At 58.9% G+C, this 14,883-nt stretch carries 12 protein-coding genes; 7 read left to right on the top strand and 5 right to left on the bottom strand.

Annotated elements, in window-relative coordinates; all coding sequences use genetic code 11:
- Positions 1–220: 220 nt before the first annotated feature.
- Positions 221–1,126 carry a LysR family transcriptional regulator gene (locus KQ940_RS16750; protein WP_217414934.1) on the bottom strand — a complete coding sequence of 302 codons (906 nt, stop codon included), beginning with the start codon at positions 1,124–1,126 and terminating at the stop codon, positions 221–223.
- A gap of 124 nt (positions 1,127–1,250) precedes the next feature.
- Here KQ940_RS16750 and KQ940_RS16745 point away from each other — a divergent pair, with 124 nt between their 5' ends.
- From KQ940_RS16745 to minE, 4 genes are all read left to right on the top strand, one after another.
- Complete coding sequence (locus KQ940_RS16745; protein ID WP_217414932.1) at positions 1,251–1,472, top strand: hypothetical protein; 222 nt, start codon at positions 1,251–1,253, stop codon at positions 1,470–1,472.
- Positions 1,473–1,551: 79 nt separating this feature from the next.
- Complete coding sequence (gene minC, locus KQ940_RS16740) at positions 1,552–2,310, top strand: septum site-determining protein MinC (RefSeq protein WP_217414931.1); 759 nt, start codon at positions 1,552–1,554, stop codon at positions 2,308–2,310.
- A gap of 52 nt (positions 2,311–2,362) precedes the next feature.
- A complete protein-coding gene (gene minD / locus KQ940_RS16735; protein ID WP_217414930.1) occupies positions 2,363–3,175 on the top strand; it encodes a septum site-determining protein MinD in 813 nt (270 codons plus the stop codon).
- Positions 3,175–3,429: a cell division topological specificity factor MinE gene (gene minE, locus KQ940_RS16730; RefSeq protein WP_217414929.1), complete on the top strand. Its 255-nt coding sequence runs from the start codon at positions 3,175–3,177 to the stop codon at positions 3,427–3,429. The genes minD and minE overlap by 1 nt, the downstream gene beginning before the upstream one ends.
- An 11-nt stretch (positions 3,430–3,440) precedes the next feature.
- On the opposite strand, the gene astD is transcribed toward minE, so the two are convergent.
- Both astD and KQ940_RS16720 read right to left on the bottom strand, forming a co-directional pair.
- The gene (gene astD / locus KQ940_RS16725) at positions 3,441–4,916 is read right to left on the bottom strand and encodes a succinylglutamate-semialdehyde dehydrogenase (protein WP_217414928.1); all 1,476 of its coding nucleotides are present in this window, start codon (positions 4,914–4,916) and stop codon (positions 3,441–3,443) included.
- A gap of 11 nt (positions 4,917–4,927) precedes the next feature.
- Entirely contained in the window at positions 4,928–6,160 is a 1,233-nt protein-coding gene (locus tag KQ940_RS16720) for an aspartate aminotransferase family protein (RefSeq protein ID WP_217414927.1), read from the bottom strand.
- Positions 6,161–6,338: 178 nt separating this feature from the next.
- Here KQ940_RS16720 and KQ940_RS16715 point away from each other — a divergent pair, with 178 nt between their 5' ends.
- Positions 6,339–6,656 (top strand): hypothetical protein, encoded by a 318-nt coding sequence (locus KQ940_RS16715; protein WP_217414926.1) that lies wholly within the window; start codon positions 6,339–6,341, stop codon positions 6,654–6,656.
- A gap of 156 nt (positions 6,657–6,812) precedes the next feature.
- On the opposite strand, the gene KQ940_RS16710 is transcribed toward KQ940_RS16715, so the two are convergent.
- Together KQ940_RS16710 and KQ940_RS16705 are read right to left on the bottom strand one after the other, a co-directional pair.
- Positions 6,813–8,399 (bottom strand): methyl-accepting chemotaxis protein, encoded by a 1,587-nt coding sequence (locus KQ940_RS16710; protein ID WP_217414924.1) that lies wholly within the window; start codon positions 8,397–8,399, stop codon positions 6,813–6,815.
- A 233-nt stretch (positions 8,400–8,632) separates the two neighbouring features.
- A complete protein-coding gene (locus KQ940_RS16705) occupies positions 8,633–10,888 on the bottom strand; it encodes an arginine/lysine/ornithine decarboxylase (RefSeq protein WP_217414923.1) in 2,256 nt (751 codons plus the stop codon).
- A 180-nt stretch (positions 10,889–11,068) separates the two neighbouring features.
- Between KQ940_RS16705 and KQ940_RS16700 the strand changes: the two genes are divergently transcribed.
- Together KQ940_RS16700 and KQ940_RS16695 are read left to right on the top strand one after the other, a co-directional pair.
- A complete protein-coding gene (locus tag KQ940_RS16700) occupies positions 11,069–12,832 on the top strand; it encodes an acyl-CoA dehydrogenase family protein (RefSeq protein ID WP_217414922.1) in 1,764 nt (587 codons plus the stop codon).
- Positions 12,833–13,086: 254 nt separating this feature from the next.
- Positions 13,087–14,772, top strand: a complete 1,686-nt coding sequence (locus KQ940_RS16695; RefSeq protein ID WP_217414921.1) for a S8 family serine peptidase — start codon at positions 13,087–13,089, stop codon at positions 14,770–14,772.
- Positions 14,773–14,883 lie beyond the last annotated feature (111 nt).

Genomic DNA, 14,883 nt, shown 5'->3' with positions numbered 1-14,883 from the left:
TTTCTATCTATTTGTTTTTATTGATTTACTTAACCGATAGGCCTCTTTTCTTCTTATATTGAGACTGCCGACCGGGCGCGTGTCTGGAACGAGGCTCCGTGCAGGCGTCCTGTGGCTCCTGATTGTTCGTCGCGGGGGCAACTGGATAAGTGTTTTGGCGCTGTCTTTCATGGTGAAGTTGTTTTTGTCAGTTATGCTGCTGCCGGTAAATCGATAATAGTTATTTATAGTCGGTTACTTGGTGCTGTTGTGCGGTTGTCACCGCCAACTTCGCGGCCACCTCGGCCAAAGGATTGAACGGCGTTACTGGATAGGAGGCGGTAAATGCCAACTCGGACGGCGTCCAGATAGCTCTCACCCTCACCAGTTCACCGCTGTCCAACGCCGGCGTAATCATCTCGTAGGGCAGGGTCGAGATGCCGATCCCGTCCAGCGTCAGGCGGCGACAGGCGGCCAGGGAGCTGGAGGTAAAAAAGCGCGGCGGCAGGCTGTCCAGCTCCCTGAACTTCTGGCTGAGCTCGGCGAACGGCTTGGTATTTCGCGCATAGGTGATAATGGGCCATTCGCTCAGCTCCTCCAGATAGAGCATCCGCTCCGGAAGTTTCAGATCGGGGCTCGCGACCCAGACCAGCGGAAAGCTGCACAGCGGCAGATCCGCTACCGTTGGCTCGGACACCGGCCCCATCAGAAAGGCCAGATCCAGCGAGCGATCGAGCAGGCCTGTGCGCAGGTTACCGGTGACGTCGACCGTCATCTCGACGTCCAGATTGGGCATCTGCCGGTGCAGGGAGCGCAGAAAGTCGGGGAGCCAGGTATGTACCACGGTCTCGGATACACCCAGTCTCAGGATGCCCGACAGCTGCGCGCCGGTGTCGGCGTGCTTGCGCAGCTGTTCGGACATGAAGATGATCTTTTCGGCATAGGGCAGCAGATCCTTGCCCTTGGCGGTCAGAGATATGGGGCCGGGGCCCCCCTCACGCTCGAACAGCTTGACGCCCAGTTCATCCTCCAACCCGGAGATGCGAGTCGATATACCGGGCTGGGTGGTGAACAACCGCTCGGCTGCCTTGCGGAAGCTGCCAAGTGTTGCCACCCAGACAAAGGTTTCGAGCTGCTTGAAATTCATCGCTACCGATCCCGCTTTTCATTGAGTGAATTCGGTGCCTCACCTTGGCTAAACCCTAATACAGACGTGAGGGTTCTAATAATTATTATTAGTATAGAATTTCGATAAAAAATTATTATCAAATATGCGTTATATGAAATTAATGGGCTATTTTTCTTTGGTTTTTATTTATTTTGGTTTTTTATTCCGATTTTATCTCGGCTGTGTGGTGGAATCTAAAATTGATCTTGTTGCAGAATTCAGTCTCTTTTGTGCCCTGAAGCGGCGTGTAGAAGCGCCGGGTGTGAGTGCCAGGGAGGTTTTAACGCGAACCTTATTGCCAGTTGTCGGTCTTACTCGACCGTGACTGTAGTGAGGCGCCATGGCACGTGGTACCCTTGGCGCGCATTTAACCCTTGGATTGGCTCTGCCCGGATAGCAGGTGTATGACCTCAGAGAATCGCTCCACAGACTCCCCCCAGTTCAGATTCAAGAACTCCCGCGTTTCACTCAACGAGCTGATACTGCTCGATTTCGACGCTGAAAGGCTGCGTACCGAGTTGGCACAACACGCCGCGCGTTTGCCCTCCTTGTTTCAGCAGATGCCGGTGCTGCTTAATCTGGAGCAGGTGCCGGCCGACAAGCCGTTACCGCCGCTGCACGATCTACTGGCGATCTGCCGCGACAGTGAACTGAACCCGGTCGGTCTGCGTGGCAGCAACCGCTACGATCTGGAGTTGTGCAGGAGCCTGGGGCTGGCGGATTTTGGTCAAGGTGGGCGAGTCGAGCAGTCGCGCGCCTCGTCTGTTGAGTCTGCCGAAGTGGCAGCGCCCGAACCGGTGACAGCGGTAGCCCCGGAAGCTGCGCCGCGGGCTGAGAGTCGTACCCGGATACTGACTGTCCCTGTGCGCTCGGGGCAGCAGATCTATGTACAGGGTGGCGATCTGATTGTGCTCTCCTCGGTGGGCGCCGGCGCCGAGGTGATGGCCGACGGCAATATCCATGTTTACGGCCCACTGCGCGGGCGGGCGATGGCCGGTGTAAACGGTAACACCGATGCCCGTATATTCTGTCAAAGTCTGGAAGCTGAATTGATCTCAATTGCAGGATATTTCAAGGCAAGCGAAGATCTGCGCAGCGACCACTGGCAGAAGCCGGCTCAGGCCTGGTTGTCAGGTACGCGCCTGGATACGGCCGCGCTGTAGAGTCGGTTCTGAACGAGAATTATGTTAATCCATACTGATGGAAACTGTGTAAATGGCTGAAATTATTGTTGTTACGTCTGGTAAGGGCGGGGTCGGCAAGACGACCAGCAGTGCGGCAATCGGTACCGGTCTTGCGTTGCGTGGTCATAAGACCGTGCTGGTCGATTTCGATGTGGGCCTGCGTAACCTGGATCTGATCATGGGCTGCGAACGCCGCGTGGTGTTCGACCTGGTCAACGTGATCAACAAGGAAGCGACCCTGAATCAGGCGCTGATCAAGGATAAGCGGACCGAGGGCCTGTTCATCCTGCCGGCATCGCAGACCCGGGACAAGGATGCGCTGACCGTCGAGGGCGTCGAGCAGGTGCTGAACGAGCTGTCCGAGATGTTCGATTACATCGTCTGCGACTCTCCGGCCGGTATCGAGAAGGGCGCCCAACTGGCACTCTACTTCGCCGACACCGCCATCGTGGTGACCAACCCGGAAGTCAGCTCCGTACGTGACTCCGACCGTATCCTCGGCGTGTTGCAGAGCAAGTCACGCAAGGCGGAGCAGGGCGGATCGATCCGCGAACACCTGCTGCTGACCCGCTATAACCCGGTTCGGGTTCAGGCCGGTGAGATGCTCAGCGTCGAAGATGTGCAGGATATTCTGGCGATTCCGCTGTTGGGTGTGATTCCGGAGTCCGAAGCGGTTCTCAAAGCCTCCAACCAGGGGCAACCGGTGGTGCTGGATCAGCAGAGCGATGCCGGCCAGGCCTATCTGGATGCCATTGCGCGCTTCCTGGGCGAAGAGCGTGAACACCGTTTTCTTGAAGTGCAGCGCAAAGGGCTGCTCAGCCGCGTATTCGGACGGAAGGGCTAATGGGTATTCTCAGTTATTTCCGCACCAAGAAGCAGAGCTCGGCCAGCGTTGCCAAGGAGCGCCTTCAGGTACTCGTCGCTTACGAGCGTAATCAGCGTAACCAGCCGGATTACCTGCCGCAGATGCAGCAGGAGATCCTGGCCGTGATCGCCAAGTATGTCGACGTGTCGATGGATGATGTGCAGGTCAATCTGGATGAGAACTGCTCTATCCTCGAGCTGAACGTCACTTTGCCGGAAGCGGTGAAAAGCTAAACAGGGTTTGATCAGTCGAACGACAGGTTCAGCCCGGGGCTCAGCGCCTCCGGGCGGGCCAGTCTGTCGCGTTCAAGACTGGACACCGGGTAGGCACAGTAATCGGCGGCATACCAGGCGCTTGGCCGGTGGTTGCCGCTCGATTTCACACCGCCGAACGGTGCACTGCTGCTGGCACCGGTCAGCTGGCGATTCCAGTTGACGATACCGGCACGGATGCCGTGCCAGAAGGCGTCATACTCCTGCGCATCCTCGCTGAACAGACCGGCTGCAAGGCCGAAGCGGGTGGCATTGGCCAGCGTCAGCGCCTGGTCGAAGCTGTCGTAACGCTGTATCTGAAGCAGGGGGCCGAAATACTCATCATCCGGCAGTATGTCGATTGCGGACGTATCGATCAGTCCCGGGCTGAGCATCGCCCGGCACCCCTTGATCCGCTCCATCCTGTTCAGCACCCGGCCGCCTTTCGTCTCCAGCGCCAGTTGTGCGTCGATCATCTGACCCGCTGCGGTTGACGAGATAAGGCAGCCCATGTAGGGCTGAGGGTCATCGTTGTAAAATCCGACGCTGATGCTGTTGAGCGCCTCGCTGAGGCTATCGATAAAACGGTCGCCATCCGCATTATTGGGGACGATCAAGCGTCGCGCACAGGTACAGCGCTGCCCGGCGCTGAGGTAGGCGGATTGAATGGTTTCGTAGATGGCAGTGGGTTGATCACTGATCTTGCCCAGTATCAGCGGATTGTTTCCCCCCATCTCCAGCGCCAGGATCTTTTCCGGCTGACCGGCGAACTGCTGATGCAACAGGTGACCTGCTCGGCAGGAGCCGGTGAACAGCAGACCATCGATGCCAGGGTGAGAGGCGAGCGAGCGTCCGGTATCGGCGCCCCCCTGCAACAGGTTGATGACGCCGGCAGGCAGTCCGGCGGCCAGCCATACCTTGAGCGTTTTCTCGGCAAACCTGGGTGTCTGCTCACTGGGTTTGAATACCACCGTATTACCCGCCAGCAGTGCCGGTACGATATGCCCGTTGGGCAGGTGACCAGGGAAGTTGTACGGACCGAACACGGCCAGCACACCGTGGGCACGATGGCGGATGACCGAGCGTGCATCGGCCAAAGGCTGTTCGGATTCGCCCGCGCGTGCCTCCTGCGATCTAATCGATATCTCCACCTTGGCGATCATTGCGCCGATCTCGGTACGTGATTCCCAGAGCGGTTTGCCGGTCTCCTCGCCCAGCGCCTCGGCCAACGCCTCTTGCTGCTCTTCGAGCAGTTTGGCGAATCGCCGGCACAGGGCAATGCGATCGTCCAGGCCGCTTCTGGTCCAGTGGATGAAGGCGTGCCTGGCGCTGGCGATCGCGTCATCGATCTGATCGGCGCTGGCCGCTCGGCCGCTCCATAACACCCGGTCGCGACCGGGATCTCGGGATTCAAACGGGTCGTTATTCCCCGGTAGCCAGTGGTTATCGATTAGCAGGTATCCGGACATGGGATTCTCCGTCAGCTCTCGGGGCCTTCGCTGATCAGCTGGTTCATGGCGCGGTCGAGCCGGGTCATCGCTTCATGGATATCGTCGTCGGGGATGATCAGCGAGGGGGTGAGGCGCATCACATCGGGGCCGGCCATCAGCAGTATCAAGCCTTGATCGCGTGCCGCGTCCAGCAGCCGGCGAGCCTGGCCCTGCCAATGGTGCGCCAACTGCGCGCCGATCAGCAGGCCTCTGCCGCGTATATCGCTGAACAGCGCGTGGCGCTGGTTCAGCGCATGGAGCTCCTGCAGGAACAGGTCCGATTTCCGTTTCACCTCAGCCATCAACTCGGGGTTGTCCAGCGTATCGATAAGGGCAAGGGCCACCGCACAGGCAAGGGGGTTGCCGCCATAGGTGGTGCCATGGCTGCCGAACCCGAAACTTGCCGCGATGCGCCGGGTGGTGAGCATTGCGCCGATCGGGAAGCCGCCGCCCAACCCCTTGGCAGAGGTGAGGATGTCGGGCGTTACACCGGTTTCCATATAGGCGTAAAGGGCGCCGGTGCGCCCCGCACCGGTTTGCACTTCGTCAAATATCAGCAACGCCTGATGCTGGTCGCAGAGTGCACGTGCGGCTTTAATGAACGCAGGGTCGGCGGGGATGATGCCGCCTTCGCCGAGGATCGGTTCCATTACCACCGCGCAGGTGCGTTCCGAAATCGCCGATTCCAGTGAGGCGATATCGTTATAGGGTAGATGGGTAATGCCGGCGGGTACCGGCTCGAAGCCGACGCGGTATTTCATCTGTCCGCCAACGCTGACGGTGAACAGGGTACGGCCGTGAAAGCTGCCCTTGAACGAGATGATCTCATGTTTGCCGGCGTTCGCTCCCTGGTGGTCCCAGGCGTACTTTCTGGCCAGTTTGAACGCCGCTTCGTTGGCCTCGGCGCCTGAGTTGCAAAAGAACACCTGCTCCGCGAATGTCAGCTCGGTCAGGCGTTTGGCGAGCTTCAGTGCGGGCTCATTGGTGAACACGTTACTCAGGTGCCAGAGCTTGTCCGCCTGCTCCTGCAGCGCCTGCATCAACGCCGGGTGACGATGCCCCAGTGCAGTGACGGCGATACCGCCGGCCAGGTCGATATACTCGCGATCATCCTGGTCCCAGAGCCTTGACCCTTCACCACGCACCGGAATAACCTCCGGCGGCATATAGCAGGGCACCATTACCTGATCGAAGGTTGCTCGGGTTACCTCCGCCTCCTTCATGACGCACCTCATTATTAGGTTCACATGTGTTTGAGTATGAACCTGAGTCTGATTTCGTCCAGAAACGGAGCTTTGCCGCGATACCATTAATTGGTCGTATTTCACAAAAATGTCATATTGGTGGGGGTTGCTAAGGGTAGAATGGCCCCGCAAAATTACATTGAGCTGAGGATTTCCCATGAAGTTCAGCAAGGAAGAGAAAGCATTTGTCATGTGGTGGATCGATCGCCAATTCGCGAACAATCCTCTGTTTCCGTCCAAATGCGTGGTCGACGATACAGAGGGCAAGCCGAGCGTCAGCAAGGGGCATGTGAAGGCGTACAAGGGGTGGTGTAAAACCGCACCCAAGCGTTCGCAGATTCAGGATTGGGTCGACGAGTGGCTGAACAAGGATGATCGTAAGGCACTTAAAGAGGCGCTTGAGGCCTATAGGTTGAAACCCGAGGCCGTGGACATGTCGGCGCAGCCGGACTCCCCATCCCAGGCGGCCGAATAGGACAACCGAACGGGTCGCCCAAAATAATCACAAGAACGGCGACATCACTCCCTTTCCCGGCTATGTTGCTGGTTGCTTTATATGTTTCTGCAAGCACAAGCGGCGCGGCAGAGTTTTAGCTATGGCGGCACTATCCTCGTATTGTGGGATAAGGGGCTAACTCAGTCTTCGTTGCCAGAAATTGACCGACAGCTTCCGCAGTTCGGCGGACAGGTTCGCCAGCGCCGAGGCGGAGGATTCCGTATCCAGGCTCTCTTTCTGAAATAGATCCGAGCTGTCTCGAATGGCGCTCACATTGCGGCTGATCTCTTCGCTGGCAGCGCTCTGCTGCTCTACCGCAGAGGCGATCTGGGTATTGCGGTCGCTGATGCCGTCCACGCTGCCGCTGATCTCCAGCAGTGCCTGGGCAGCCTCCTGCGCTTCCGCCACCGCCTGATCGGCCAGCCCCTTGCTCTCGCGCATCGCCAATACGGCCGCCAATGATTGATCCCGCAGTTGCGTCAACGTCTGTTGGACCTCCACTGTGGCGTGCTGCGCTTTCATCGCCAGGGTTCTGACTTCATCGGCAACGACGGCGAAACCGCGTCCCAGGTCGCCGGCCCGCGCGGCCTCGATCGCGGCATTGAGTGCCAGCAGATTGGTCTGCTCGGCGATGTTGTTCACCGAGTCCATTACGCTGTTGATCTTGTTGGTACCGTTCTCCAGCTCGGTGAGGATGGTTGTTGCGGTCGCTATCTCATCAGCCAGGCGTTCGGTGCTCAGCCGGGCTCTGTGAACGCGGGCGTGGCCATCTCGGGCGAGCTGGCTTGAGCGCTGCGAGCTCTCCGCACTGCTCAGGGCATGTTCTGCCACCTCTTGAATACAGGCGCACATCTCGGTCATCGCGGTGGCGACCTGATCGGTCTCGTTTTGTTGCTGTTGCAGACTCAGCGCGCTGCGCTTTACCGCTGACGCAACGCGGTCGGCATTGGATTTTAGCTGTTCCGACGAGTCGAACAGTCTGCCCGCTATCGCCCTGGCCTCGGTTTGCAGGCTGGTGATAACGAACTGCAGCTGGGCTGCTTCGTCATCCCGTCCGGTATAGATCCGTGTGGCGATCGGGTCCTCCAGGATCTGACGGCTCCAGCCGATCAGCCGGGCAATTCTGCGTACGCTCAACACACCGCCTACAGCACTGACCAGGGCTACCGCGGCACAGACCAGGGCGATCAGTTGAGGGGGGAGATCGGTCAGCAGTCCGAGTATCAGCATGCTCGCAAAGGAGCAGAAAGCGGCATTGAGCAGTTGACGCTCGATCAGTGTGACCGATCCAGCCAGTGATCGACGCAGGGGTTTATTGGCATTGATGCGACGGTAGATCTCCTCGGCACGTTTGACCTGTTCCGTGGCCGGCCGGGTTCTGACCGATTGGAACTCGACGATTTTTCCCTCCTCCATTACCGGGGTGACATAGGCGTTGACCCAGTAGTAGCTACCGTTCTTGCAACGGTTCTTGACGATGCCCATCCAGGAGCCGCCTGACTTGATCCGCTCCCATAGTTGGCCAAACGCGGCCGGTGGCATATCGGGATGACGTACGATGTTGTGGCTGCTGCCGAGCAGCTCCTCTTTGCTGAAACCGCTGATATCGATGAAGCTGTCGTTGACGTAGGTGACTTGCCCTTTCAGATCGGTGGTGGACAGGATGTTGATGTTGTCCGGAAGCCGGACCTCCGTGTCTGTTACCGGCAGGTTTACTTTCATGATGCTCCCTTTTTGTTGTTACCGAGCCTGTTCGGCTCACTTATGACACCGCCCGGTTTGTGCTGGGTGCGGTGTGCAAAAGTGAATGCTATTTAATGCACATTAAAAGTAGGTGAATGTTTCGGGGATGCAAGAAAGAAAGATTGGAAATCTATCAATTGGGCGGAGCAGAAAGAGAAAGAGCGCCGGGCGGCGCTCTTTTGGTCGGTGTTCAGCAGCCTGAAAAGGGCAGATCAGTCTTTGACGACGTCGACGAAGTAGTGGTCCTGACCCTCAATGGTCTCGCGGACCAGGCCGTGCACGTCGGTCTCGAAACCGGGGAAGCGCGAGTTGAAGTCGCGGGCGAACTTCAGGTAGCTGATGATGGTGGCGTTGAAGCGCTCGCCCGGTACCAGCAGCGGGATACCCGGCGGGTAGGGGGTGACCAGCATCGCCGTGACCCGGCCCTCGAGTTCGTCGATCGACACGCGCTCCACGTCGCGGTGTGCCATCTTGGCCCAGGCATCGGCGGGCGTCATCGCCGGTTCGATGTTGGACAGGTACATGTCGGTAGTGATGCGGGCGACGTTGTACTCCTTGTACACGCTGTGGATCGCGCTGCACAGGTCGCGCAGGCCGATCCGCTCGTACTGGGGATGCTTGGCAGCGAACTCCGGCATCACCCGCCACATCGGCAGGTTGTGGTCGTAGTCGTCCTTGAACTGCTGCAGCTCGGTTACCATCGAGTTCCAGCGGCCCTTGGTGATGCCGATGGTGAACATGATGAAGAAGGAGTAGAGCCCCGTCTTTTCGATGATGATGCCGTGCTCGGCCAGGTACTTGCTGACGATGGCGGCAGGAATGCCGTCGTCATCGAACTCGCCATTCAGGTTGAGTCCCGGGGTGATGATGGTCGACTTGATCGGGTCGAGCATGTTGAAGCCCGATTCGATGCGGCCGAAGCCGTGCCAGGTGTCATCCTCATGGATCACCCAGTCGTCGCGATCGCCGACACCCTCTTCGGACTGGGGTGTCGGCCCCCATACCTTGAACCACCAGTCATCCTTGCCGAACTCCTCGTCGGCCCTGAGCATCGCGCGGCGGAAATCCAGCGCCTCGTGCAGCGACTCCTCGACCAGCGCCTTGCCGCCCGGCGGCTCCATCATGGCCGCCGCCACGTCGCAGGAGGCGATGATCGCGTACTGCGGACTGGTGGAGGAGTGCATCAGGTAGGACTCGTTGAAGCGGTGGGTGTCCAGCTTACGCTTGGTACCGTCCTGCACCAGAATCTGCGACGCCTGCGACAGGCCGGCCAGCAGCTTGTGGGTGGATTGGGTGGCGAACACCAGAGTCTCATCGGAGCGTGGCCGGCCCGGGCCGATCGCATGCATGTTGTGATAGAACTCGTGGAACGCGGCGTGCGGCAGCCAGGCTTCATCGAAATGCAGGGTGTCGATGGTGTTACCGAGCATCCCCTTGATCGTTTCCACGTTGTACAGGATACCGTCGTAGGTGCTCTGGGTGATGGTCAGGATGCGCGGTTTCTTGTTCTTCGCCTTGCGGGCGAATGGATTCGCTTCGATCTTCTTGCGGATAGTTTCCGGGTCGAACTCGCTCTTCGGGATCGGGCCGATGATGCCGTAGTGGTTGCGGGTCGGCATCAGGAACACCGGAATCGCGCCGGTCATGATGATCGAGTGCAGGATCGACTTGTGGCAGTTACGGTCGACGACGACGATATCGCCTGGCGCTACGGTGGAGTGCCAGACCACCTTGTTCGAGGTGGAGGTACCGTTGGTGACGAAGAACAGGTGATCGGCGTTGAAGATGCGTGCGGCGTTGGCTTCGCTGTCGGAAACCGGACCGGTGTGATCGAGCAATTGGCCCAGTTCATCGACCGCGTTGCAGACGTCGGCACGCAGCATGTTCTCACCGAAGAACTGGTGGAACATCTGTCCCACCGGGCTCTTCAGGAAGGCGACGCCACCGGAGTGACCCGGGCAGTGCCAAGAGTAGGATGAGTCGCTGGCGTAGTCCATCAACGCGCGGAAGAACGGCGGCGCCAGGCAATCCAGGTATTTGCGTGCCTCCCGGATGATATGGCGGGCGACGAACTCCGGCGTGTCCTCGAACATATGGATGAAACCGTGCAGTTCGCGCAGGATATCGTTGGAGATATGGCGCGAGGTGCGGGTTTCGCCGTAGAGGAAGATCGGGATGTCGTTGTTGCGCTTACGTACTTCCGCGATGAAGTCTCGGATCGCCTTCAGCGCGAGGTTTACATCCTCGTCGCTACCGGTGCCGAACTCCTCGTCGTCTATGGAGAGGATGAAACATGACGCGCGACTGGCCTGTTGAGCAAAGGAGGTCAGGTCACCGTAACTGGTAAAACCGACAACCTCCATCCCCTCTCTGTCGATCGCCTCGGCAAGGTCGCGAATGCCGGAGCCAGAGATATTTTCGGAGCGAAAGTCTTCATCGATGATGATGACGGGGAAACGAAATTTCATCCACTCTGCCTGTTTGATAATGAATTGAGTTTTGCCAGTCCAACTCCGGCCAAAACAAGTCCGGCCAAAAACGGTCTGTAGTGTAGCAGCGAGTCGTTTAAGTATAAACGCGTCTACCCATTGCGGGGTATGGACAGCGGTCTATGCTGAAAAGCAACGAGTTGCCGAGGAGCGATCGCCATGAGCGAGTACACCTATCCGCGCAACGAAGCGCTGTTTCTGTTCAATCGGGTCCTGCGGATTCCTGAACTCTGCCGTCTGGGGGGGCTGGATGAGGTCAACGAAGAGCTGATCACCGCGGTGCTCGACGAAGCTGCCCGGTTCGGCAGTGAGCGGCTGGCCCCGAGCAATCGCGAAGGCGATATTAACCCCGCTCGTATGACAGATGATGGCGTGCAGGAGCCGCCGGGGTTTGCCGAACTGTACCGGGAGTTCTGTGACGCGGGCTGGCCCTCGCTGATCGCACCGACGGAGTTTGGTGGCCAGGGGCTGCCCAATGTGCTGTCCGTTGCCGTGCATGAGATCTGGAACTCGGCAAATCTCGCCTGGGCGTTGGCACCGTTGCTGACCCAGGGCGCCATGGAAGCGCTGGTCGCCCACGGCAGTGAACAGTTGAAATCGCTCTGGCTGGCGAGGCTGGTCAGCGGGGAGTGGACCGGCACCATGAACCTGACCGAACCGGATGCCGGTAGCGACTTGGCGGCGCTACGCACCCGTGCCGACCCGGAGGGCGACCACTACCGGATCAAGGGGCAGAAAATTTTCATCACCTGGGGCGATCACCGGATGGCGAGCAATATCGTCCATCTGGTGTTGGCCCGCCTGCCCGATGCGCCGGCCGGGGTGAAAGGGATCTCCATGTTCCTGGTACCCAAATATCTGCTTGATCAGAATGGTGAGCCTGGAGAGCAAAACGACCTGCGCGCGGTTTCGCTCGAGCACAAGATGGGCATTCACGGCAGCCCCACCTGCGTCATGAGTTACGGCGAGACACAGGGGGCTATTGGCTATCTGATCGGCGAGGAGAACCGGGGGCTGGCCTGCATGTTCACGATGATGAACTCGGCCCGGCAGGCGGTCGGGCTACAGGGGCTGGCGGTGGCGGAGCGCGCCTATCAGGTGGCATGCCGATACGCCCGGGAAAGGGTACAGGGTGAGATCGACGGCCAGCGCGTTGCCATCATCCACCACCCGGATGTGCGCCGGATGCTGGCGCAGATGAAAGCGGCTAACGAAGCGATGCGGGCGCTGGCCTACGAGGCGGCGGCCGAGGTGGATCGTGCACGACTGGCTGAAGACGAGCAGACACGTGCCACCCATCAGGCTCGGGTCGCGCTGTATACCCCCATCGTCAAGGGCTGGCTTACTGAGCTGGCGCAGGAGGTGGTCAGTCTCGCCGTGCAGGTACACGGCGGCATGGGTTATATCGAGGAGACCGGTGTTGCCCAGTATCTGCGCGACGCACGCATACTGCCGATTTACGAGGGCACCACCGGTATCCAGGCGCTGGATCTGGTCGGGCGCAAGATACTGGCGGATGACGGCCGGGCGTTGGCGGAACTGCTCGATGAGATAGAGGCGTCGATTCAAAGCGCCGGCAAGGCGGGCGAGCGGATAAAACAGCGGATGGCGCAGGCGCTGGATACGGCGAGGGAGACGCAAATCGAGCTTAAAGCACTGATGAATTCTGATCCGTTAAGCGCTCAGGCCGGCGCCGTGAGCCTGATGTTGCAGCTCGGTTATCTGTGTGGCGGCTGGATGCAGCTGCGTGCGGCGCAGGAAGCAGGCATGGGGCTGGATGAGGGAGAGGGCGGGTTTTACTCCGCGCGGCAGCTGAGCGCGGAGCTGTACGCCGATCTGCTGCTGCCGCGATGTGAAGCGCTGAAATATGCGGTGCTAAGTGGCGCGTCAAACCTGATGGCACTGGAAGATGAGCAGTTTTGAGCTTTCTGTTTCACATTCTTAACACTTTGCTGCACCGCAAGATGAAAAAGATTCCAAAAGGTTAAAAAACGCGTATATCCGCCGAGAAGATGTACAGAAGTGCTTCGTTTTTTCCACTAGAATTGTAAAAGCTGCGAAGCACAATCCGTCGTTAATAACGAAGTGGGAATACTCAAATGAAGTTCCGTTATCCCCTCGCGCTGGCTCTGTGCGCTCCTCTAGCCATTTCAAGCACAGTGATGGCAGACGATAGGATGCATAACCTGACGGACCAGATAATCGTGCGCTTTTCCGATCCCTACGCCGATGGTGAATTGAAGGCCAACGGATTATCCGCGCAGATCGGTAAGCATCTCGAATTCGTGCGTGAAACCGCGCTTGGATCGAAAATCTATAAGCTACCATCGAAAGAATCTTTGCCTCAGGTGAAAGGCTACGTGCGGGCACTGATGGCCACCTCCGGTGTAGAGTATGCCGAAGCCGACCAGATGATGTTTGCCATCGCTACGCTACAGGACCCGCCCTCCGAAGGCGTGTTAATCTCCGATGGCTCGCCGGTCTATAACCTGCAGTGGCACTATTTTGAGTCCACCGGCGGCATGGATGCGCCGGGCGCTTGGGCGCAACTCGATTCTGCCGACAACCCGGTGCGAGTGGCGGTGCTGGATACCGGGTATACCAACCATCCCGACCTTGATGCCAACATCGATGCTTCCAGCGGTCGTGATATGGTGCACGACACCTATATCTCGAACGATGGCGATGGCCGGGATAACGATGCTCGCGATCCGGGGGACTGGAGCAGCCGTAACTACTGCTACCTCGGCTCGCCAAGCTACGACAGCAGCTGGCACGGTACCCATGTGGCCGGCACCATCTCAGCCGTCACCAACAACAGCAGCGGCGTCGCCGGTATCGGCTATAACCTGATCAAGGTGATCCCGGTGCGCGTGTTGGGTCAGTGCGGCGGTTACAGCTCGGATATCGCCGACGGCATTCGCTGGGCCGCAGGGCTGGAGGTGGATGGCGAAACCCTGGCGAATCCCGCCCAGGTGATCAATATGAGCCTCGGCGGCAGCGGCGCCTGTGCCGCCGACTCGGAGTACCAGTTGGCCATCAATGCCGCGGTTGCCCAAGGTACCACCGTCGTGGTGGCGGCCGGTAACTCTAATACCGATGCAGCCAACTTCACCCCAGCAAGCTGTGCCAATGTTGTCAGCGTGGCCGCTACCGGCAGAACCGGAGCCAGGGCCTACTACTCAAACTATGGCAGCGTGGTGGACCTGGCGGCGCCCGGTGGCGATATGAGCAGCGGTAGCAGCGATGGCGTGCTGTCAACGATGAACAGTGGCGTGACCGATCCGTCAGACCCGAGCTACGCCTACTACCAGGGCACCAGTATGGCGACGCCGCATACCGCCGCCGTCGCCGCTCTGCTTTATAACGTCAATTCAACGATTGTCCCTGCGGAGGTGGAGGCTGTACTCAAGGACAGTGCCCGCCGTTTCGCCGGAACCTGTAACGGTTGTGGCGCCGGCATTCTCAGTGCGGGTAGCGCTCTGAACCTGGCCAGTGGCGGTAGCATCCAGCCAGTGCCCACGGTACCTGATGCACCGTCCGATATTGTGGTATTACCCGGCGACGGCAGCGCCGTTATCAGTTGGCGTGACAACAGCGATAACGAAACGGCATTCGTGATTGAACGTAGCAAGGAGAACAAGAGGAACCGTTGGTCGGGCTTCACCGAAATCGGTACTACCGCAGCCAACTTCTATGATGACTCCGGGCTGGACGGAACCTATATCTACCGTGTCCGGGCCAGGAACGAAGCGGGTGATTCCACCTACGCGGAAAGTGAACTGGTCACGGTTACGGGTTCATCAAGCGGTTCTGGCGACGGTTCGGGCAGCTGCAAGGGGAATGGCCCCAAGTGCCGATAATCGAGTTGGCATTATGCTTGATCTAGTGTGTTAACCCTACAAGGGCCGCTCATGCGGCCCTTTCTCATTTGTGCGCCAGGCATGGCGCGTAGCGCCGTGACAGGCGTTGTT

The sequence above is a fragment of the Marinobacterium ramblicola genome, assembly GCF_019084545.1.
In the GTDB taxonomy this organism is placed as follows: Bacteria; Pseudomonadota; Gammaproteobacteria; order Pseudomonadales; family Balneatricaceae; genus Marinobacterium_D; species Marinobacterium_D ramblicola.
The sequence above is the reverse complement of the archived record's forward strand: the minus strand, read 5'-3'. Positions and strand labels throughout refer to the sequence as shown.